Source organism: Scandinavium goeteborgense, from assembly GCF_003935895.2.
GTDB classification, from domain to species: Bacteria; Pseudomonadota; Gammaproteobacteria; order Enterobacterales; family Enterobacteriaceae; genus Scandinavium; species Scandinavium goeteborgense.
Window position 1 is genome coordinate 135,722 of the sequence record NZ_CP054057.1, and the last position, 7,039, is coordinate 142,760.

Genomic DNA, 7,039 nt, shown 5'->3' on the forward strand with positions numbered 1-7,039 from the left:
AACGCGCTCAGGGCGTTTCTGACGAATAACCGGTAAAAAGGGTAACAAACCACCCGAAAACCCGCCAGAAACGCACAGGCAGAATTTTACCCCACTGCATGACTATTCAGGTAAGTGAATCCGTCCCGTATTCATCCTGATTTGTCCCTGTCAGCCTTCTTTCTGGGTAACTTCGGTGGTTTTACAGGGGACATACTTTGCGTTCTGCGTGTATTCCAAGGATGATCGGCTGCCGGTTTAACATAGAACTTCGAACGCAGGTCGAAACGCGCATTCTCAACCCGCTCATGAACACTCTTCTCGTCATCAAGAGGTAAGGGCTCAGGCCCATCCACATATTTCTCACAGCCAAGTTCCCGGCTGTCGTGCAACACCGTAATCTCTCCCTGAAAATTCTCACAAACCGTGACGAGCGCATGCCTGAGTCGGTAACCCTGCCCTTCTGAGCGGATCTGATACGCGCAGGTTTTGTACTGGAACGTCAGGTTCTTGGACAACACACGGCGGGCCTGATAGGAGAGAATGTAATTCAGTTCTTCCGGAGTGTGATGAATGTCCCGATGGGCATTACCGCCTTCCCGGGGCTGGGATGCAAAGCGGTCATTGTAATCTTTCACGAATTCAGGCAGCCAGGCGTTAGCCGTTTCGATATCACTGATATGACGAAGTCGCAGCTCTTTAACCAGCCTGTCCTGCAACGTCTGATTAGCCCGTTCAACCCGACCTTTAGCCTGCGGGGTGTTAGCATGAATCGGCGCTATGCCAAGCGTTTTCACGGAGCGGGTGAACTGCGTCAGCTCACCTTCCCTTTCCGGGTTATTAACACGGAAAATACTGTGCCGATCTGAATACAGGGCGAGAGGGAGTCCATGGTTGCCGAGATAATCTCGCAGCGTTTCCATATAAGCGCGGGTGATTTCGGCCGGGGCGAACCGAAGGGCCATCAACGCACTGGTAGCATCATCGATAAAGACGATCAGCGTGCAGCGCGGCCCCCGTGTTTCGAACCAGTCATGCGGAGAGCCATCAATCTGGATCAGCTCCCCATAGCAAGGGCGGCGCTGCCGCCGCTGATAAATACGGGCAATTTTACGACGACGCTCTCGCCACAGTCCCTCCTCAACCATCCACTTACGCAATGTCTCAGCGGATAGCGCCAGCCCGTGAATTTCCCGCAGCTTCTCGCTGGCGAAGGTGGGCCCAAAATCCGGGTATTTATCCCTGACAAGCGAAATAACGAGTGAGCGAAACTCAGGCGAGAAAGCATTATTGGGACGTTTCCCGCGACGACGGGAAACCAGGCCCTGAGGACCTTCAATCCGGTATCGTTGAACAAGACGTTTGACCTGCCGGACCGAAATACCAATTCGCTCCGCAGCCTGGTCCTGAGTGATGTGGCGGCTGACCGACTCCCGAATAATCTGGAGCCGATCGAGCTCTTTGTGACTCATGCTAATTATCTCTTTTGCCATGAAATATCCTCCCCAAAATACGATGGGTGACATTTCAGATTTGGTCAAAGGAGGTGCGGACGAATTCCTGGACTCTCAGGAGTCACTTTATGCATTCATACGAAGACCGGATCAAAGCGGTTGAACTCTATTACCGATACGGAAAGAAAACCTCCGTCGTCGTCAGAGAGCTGGGATATCCGTCCACAAAACAGTTGGGCCGCTGGGTTCGGATTTATGAAGAGACCGGTGATTTACCCAGAGATTTAAAGCCAAGAGAGCGCTATTCACGCGCTCAGAAAATTGCTGCGGTTGAGCATTACCTCACGCACGGTGGATGCCTGTCGTTCACTCGTCGCGCCATCGGTTACCCCAGCAACGAGGTTCTCAAATCCTGGATTCAGGAGTTTTACCCGAACAGCCGTCCTCTGGTCATTCGTTCAGGTACAAACAAATGCTTCAGTCCGGAAGAGAGAGTTCATGCTGTCAGGGCGCTCTGCAGCCGGCGCGGAACCGCGCGTAAAGTTGCACAAAACATAGGTGTCAGCGTTCCGGTCCTGTACAAATGGAAGAAAGACCTTATCAGTGACGAGGCTTATCAATCCATGCGCAAACGTAACGTAGCCCCTCAGGATAAAAATCAGGATGCTTTGCTTGGTGAAATCCAGCACCTCAGACAACAGATTCATCAGCTGCAGCTCGAACGTGACCTACTGACAAAAGCGAATGAACTGATAAAAAAAGACATGGGCATCAGCCTTCTGACCCTGAAGAACAGGGAGAAAACCCAGATCGTTGATGCCCTTAAGGAAACGTATCCCGTTGCTGAATTACTTAGTGTTCTGCAACTTGCCCGCAGCTGCTATTTTTACCACAAAGCAAGCCAGCGCCTGCGTGATAAGTATGCGGAAATACGCGTGATCATGGCTGATATCTTTGAAGAGAATTACCGCTGTTATGGCTACCGGCGTCTTCACGCGATGCTTCGTGGTAACAACAGGGTTATTTCTGAGAAGATCGTCCGCAGACTGATGGCAGAAGAACAGCTCGTTGTTAAGCGTACGAGGCGGCGGCGATACAGCTCTTACTGTGGAGAAATCAGCCCGGCACCGGAAAATCTACTCGCCCGGGATTTTAGTTCCTGCAGGCCAAATGAAAAGTGGCTGACCGATATTACCGAGTTCCAGCTTCCGGCTGGAAAAGTCTATCTGTCGCCGGTTATCGACTGCTTTGATGGCCAGGTAGTGAGCTGGTCGATAGGAACACGCCCGGACGCGGTGCTGGTGAATACCATGCTCGATGATGCGGTCAATACGCTCAACGAAAATGAAAAACCGGTGATACACAGCGACCGGGGGGGGCATTATCGATGGCCAGGTTGGCTTGATCGTATCAATACATCCGGACTTATAAGGTCCATGTCGCGCAAAGGATGCTCGTCGGATAATGCGGCGTGTGAAGGCTTCTTCGGGCGGGTCAAAAATGAAATGTTCTATGGCAGAAACTGGGCGGGAATAACACTGGAAAAATTTATCCGCTTCCTGGACAGATACATACGCTGGTATAACGAGAAGCGTATCAAGTTATCATTAGGTGCAATGAGCCCGGTGAAGTACCGACAGCATCTTGGGATCACAACATAACAGTCCAGGAAAACATCCGCAGCCCCAAAGGGGACATTACCGCATAGGCTTAACACACTTCCGCAAACGCGATCACCAGGCCACCCGTGCCGACAGCCGGATCATGAAACGTGATGAATGGCTTGTGCTCCAGCTGGCTGAGCATATCGCCGGCGGTAAGACGGGCCAACAGGACAGATAAAGAGTAAGGCGAGAAATACTGGCCCATATGGTCCGATCCAATCTCCAGTTCCATAAAGATCTGACCTAGGAAATCACCCGGCCGACACTCCAGCGCGCCGGTGAGATACCCCAACAACTGCGCCATCCGGTGAACATCATCAGACTGATAGCGCCCGGCCAGAGCCAGGTACTCTTTTTCCAGATCAGGACTGCGAAGAAAGGCGTTCTGCACCGAAAGCGTGGCCATTTCGGCAAAATCACGGAAACCACATGCCGGTGGTGATAACGGGCGGTGTCGCGGAACAGGAGGATAAATTCCCGGCGGTAATGGCCGGCGCGGGCATATCCAGTGTCAGCTGCGTCATTCTGGTGTTCCTTCCTTTTCGGCGGCCTGCAGTGTACTTCCGCCATACCGCACACGACGCAACGTGCCATGAGGAAAAAATCCAGCTCCGGACGCAAGGCCGCAGCACAAATGACTGACGGAAAGGAAGGAATGCGAACGGGTACAGCGGCAGGCGGCTTGAATTTTTTCCGGCACGGTGCGACGGATAAGCGGTATGGAGGGGAAGTAGCAATCAACAAAAAGGAAGATCTAACCATAAGCAACGGCTAGCTGGAAATATTCGATAAAAGATGTTCATAACAGCGAGATGATTGAGACCACGGTCCCAGTTATGTGGTTGAGACCACGGTCCCAGTTATGTGGTTGAGACCACGGTCCCAGTTGTGTGGTTGGGACCACGGTCCCAGTTGTGTGGTTGGGACCACGGTCCCAGTTGTGTGGTTGGGACCACGGTCCCAGTTGTGTGGTTGGGACCACGGTCCCAGTTGTGTAACCAGCTCAGTAGTTAAACTTATTTGGAAAGTTGATCTGCTTCAGCTTTTTGCAAACGCTCTAAAATTTCTTCCATCTGTTCAATGCAGTGAGGTGGGATCTTAGATCGGTCCAAACTGAATACAACCTTATTACCTTTGTACTGGGCAATTGCGCCGGAAACAAACTGACGTTTGACGGGGGAACCTGACGGAGCTCCTATCGACGTTTTAAGGACATCAGTTAATAACTGGATAATCTCTTCAGGTTCGAAAACAAATCCACTATTACGTTTTTCTGATAATTCTCGAGTTTTAGCTTGTAATAACGGCTCGTTATCATTAAAAAGGCGACTTAAATTCTCACCGGCTCGAGCTGACAACTCGCCAGGATGAGAGAAAAGGGCAATCACTTCACGAGGAAGTTTAGAGGTATTGATGCATCGAGTGATGATTTTTCTGGAAATATTCTCCGCTTCTGCCAGAGCTGAAATATTGCCTTTAAATTCATTATCAAGACGAAATGAGTAACGCTTGCCCCTTTCATAAGCACTTGTAGGGCGATAATCGTTACCTAACTTGCATAATGAATCCATTTGTTCATCGTCGAGATCGCCAACAAGAACACGATACTCACTTGATGTCAGGATAGCCGTCATGCGGCGTCGGCTGCCGTCTGCAACTTCAATGCAATCACCAACTTTTCGGCCAAAGGCGGGATTCTGCTGCCCATTAACCAAAAATGAGGGTATTAGATCGTCCAAAGCATCTTCGGTCAGAAATTCTTGGTCACGCTCATTTCCAGCCCAAACACGAGTTGATTTTTCGACTGCATTTCCAGATATCGTTTCAAGAACAAATTTAACTTCTCGACCACAAACTGGGAGGCTAACTGTGTTTCCCTTTGCCATGGCGCCAACTCTTGCAATAAGAGAATCCACCATAGGAGCTGCAGGTGCAGCAACTTGAGAAGTAGTGAGTTGTGCAGAAGATGATTTGGGAATAATTGGTGCACGTTTCATCATCGGATCTCCCAACGAGGCTTAATTAGTCTGTCGAATACTTCATTGCAAACAGGTTCCCATATCGAAAGCGCATTTCTCCAGGCTCCTGTCGACGAGCGCTGATCAATTGCTTGTTCAAACACAGTACGCATTCTAATTTGGCCTTTCCCAACTTCATCTGTCTCACGAACAACATTTTTGAGAACCATGCTTCCCCAGGCATCACGGATTTGCTCTTCCATCCAAGGGGATTGGGAACCATTATTATTACTGTATTTTGTAAGAAGTATTCTGACATCAGGTTCAAACCCTTGAAGATCTACGTTTTTTAATAGGTCGCGCAACATGTCAAAAAATTGTAAAGCTGAAGTGTAATCAAAGAGTTCTGCGGGGGTAGGGACGATCAATACGTCAGCAGCACAGACAACGTTAATCGTTCCAATGCCAAGGTTTGGCGCACTATCGATAACAATGACATCATAATCCTGAGCAACGGTTTCTATTGCAAGCCGAAGCATCATATGGGGTTCAGTAGGTAATTTCCCTTCATCGTAACGTCCCATCAATTCTGTTTCGATCCGATGTAATGCAAGGCAAGAAGGAATAATATCAAGACCTGGCCAACATGTAGGCTTTATGGCAAATGAGGCATCATCACGTTCACCAAGATAGAAAGGGAGGAGCGTATCCTCAGCATGTATATGCAAATCTGGAACCCACCCATGGTACATCGATGCTGTACCTTGTGGATCATTCCCTTCTACCAGAAGGACACGAAGCCCTTTTAAAGCAAGGTCTTGAGCAAGATGTACTGAGACAGATGTTTTGTAAACTCCACCTTTGTGCGCAGCTACTCCGATAACTGGAGGGATACTTTCATCTGGCCTGCGAAGCCGTGTACCAAACACATCTCGCATATGATTGATTTGTTCAATGGTATATCCAACTCTCTGTTCTACCCGACCACGCATTTCCATATCGGGGTGGGGCAGGCGTCCTGCTTTTTCGGCATCACGTATAGCCTGCGAAGAAACACCGATTAGGTCAGCTGCTTCCCCTACACGCCAGCGGCGTGTAATTTTCCTAGCTTCGGGACTATCGTCATTAAATTGAGCAACGGCAATCGCTTTTGTCATTTCATGACCAGCGGCAATGCACTGGTCAAGAGTATCCATCAACCCCATAGAATGTTCCTTGTGTTCAACTTTGCATATATATATTAAATCTTGTATTAAATTGCAAAGCAAGTTGTTTGGTGCAAAGTTGAGATAATTGTAATGTATTAGGGAAGCATAAAGAACAAGCGATCTGCTGTAGTTGTTTACTCTCTATAGTGGTTGGTTTGATGGTAAGAATGCAGATTAGTTAAGTTATGCGATGACGCTTTAAGAGCAATGAAATTGATCATCATCCTGAGTTAGAAATCTCTAAGCGCTCGCCGCAGCAAGTGACCGAGCAGAGCGAGCGAACGGTGAGGAAGCGTAAGTGTTGAGAAGGTAAATTTACTACGGACGCACTTTAGCAAAAGATATCCACTTATCCACTGGTTCGATCCAAGTTTTAGATCATAGATCAGATCCATTTATGATCCTAAGGAGATCAAAAGAGATCCCGGTCTCTATTTCTTTATTAAAAACATATGATTACACGTTTTTTAAACCACTGTGGAGAGTATGGTAACCACTGTATCTTGTAGATTAACCGCTAAGACATGCATTGAATCCACTATAGGCAGTAATCTATCCACTACAGTGTGAAATAGCTAACCACTGGGGACAGTGGAAGGTGCATCAGTTGTGGATAAATCAATGAGTTACCTATCTGAAAGCCCTTTATTTTAATCGTATAATGCGAATTACTTTCTATAGTGGTCTATATCCACTGTAGGGAGTGATTTTAAGATGTGGATCGTAGTCTAACCGCTATAGTCAGTGTATTATCCACTGTATTCAGAGAGTTCAAT

At 48.3% G+C, this 7,039-nt stretch carries 5 protein-coding genes; 1 reads left to right on the forward strand and 4 read right to left on the reverse strand.

Annotation, left to right across the window (positions count from 1 at the left end; all coding sequences use genetic code 11):
- Window positions 1-131: 131 nt before the first annotated feature.
- Window positions 132-1,472: an ISNCY family transposase gene (locus A8O29_RS00730; protein WP_125355571.1), complete on the reverse strand. Its 1,341-nt coding sequence runs from the start codon at window positions 1,470-1,472 to the stop codon at window positions 132-134.
- A gap of 89 nt (window positions 1,473-1,561) precedes the next feature.
- Between A8O29_RS00730 and A8O29_RS00735 the strand changes: the two genes are divergently transcribed.
- Window positions 1,562-3,094, forward strand: coding sequence for an IS3 family transposase (locus A8O29_RS00735; protein ID WP_125355569.1), 1,533 nt, complete (start codon window positions 1,562-1,564; stop codon window positions 3,092-3,094).
- 49 nt (window positions 3,095-3,143) lie between these two features.
- On the opposite strand, the gene A8O29_RS00740 is transcribed toward A8O29_RS00735, so the two are convergent.
- The 3 genes from A8O29_RS00740 to sopA all read right to left on the reverse strand — a co-directional run bounded on the left by A8O29_RS00740 (window position 3,144) and on the right by sopA (window position 6,260).
- Window positions 3,144-3,503, reverse strand: a complete 360-nt coding sequence (locus A8O29_RS00740) for a DNA methyltransferase family protein (RefSeq protein ID WP_125355846.1) — start codon at window positions 3,501-3,503, stop codon at window positions 3,144-3,146.
- 610 nt (window positions 3,504-4,113) lie between these two features.
- On the reverse strand, window positions 4,114-5,094 hold the full coding sequence (locus A8O29_RS00745) for a ParB/RepB/Spo0J family plasmid partition protein (protein WP_125354882.1): 981 nt from the start codon (window positions 5,092-5,094) through the stop codon (window positions 4,114-4,116).
- The gene (gene sopA, locus A8O29_RS00750; RefSeq protein WP_125354880.1) at window positions 5,094-6,260 is read right to left on the reverse strand and encodes a plasmid-partitioning protein SopA; all 1,167 of its coding nucleotides are present in this window, start codon (window positions 6,258-6,260) and stop codon (window positions 5,094-5,096) included. The genes A8O29_RS00745 and sopA overlap by 1 nt, the downstream gene beginning before the upstream one ends.
- Window positions 6,261-7,039 lie beyond the last annotated feature (779 nt).

Coding starts and splice junctions, on each gene's coding strand:
- A8O29_RS00730 (WP_125355571.1), bottom strand. CDS start 1,472: ATGGCAAAAGAGATAATTAGCATGAGTCACAAAGAGCTCGATCGGCTC.
- A8O29_RS00735 (WP_125355569.1), top strand. CDS start 1,562: ATGCATTCATACGAAGACCGGATCAAAGCGGTTGAACTCTATTACCGA.
- A8O29_RS00740 (WP_125355846.1), bottom strand. CDS start 3,503: ATGGCCACGCTTTCGGTGCAGAACGCCTTTCTTCGCAGTCCTGATCTG.
- A8O29_RS00745 (WP_125354882.1), bottom strand. CDS start 5,094: ATGAAACGTGCACCAATTATTCCCAAATCATCTTCTGCACAACTCACT.
- sopA (WP_125354880.1), bottom strand. CDS start 6,260: ATGGGGTTGATGGATACTCTTGACCAGTGCATTGCCGCTGGTCATGAA.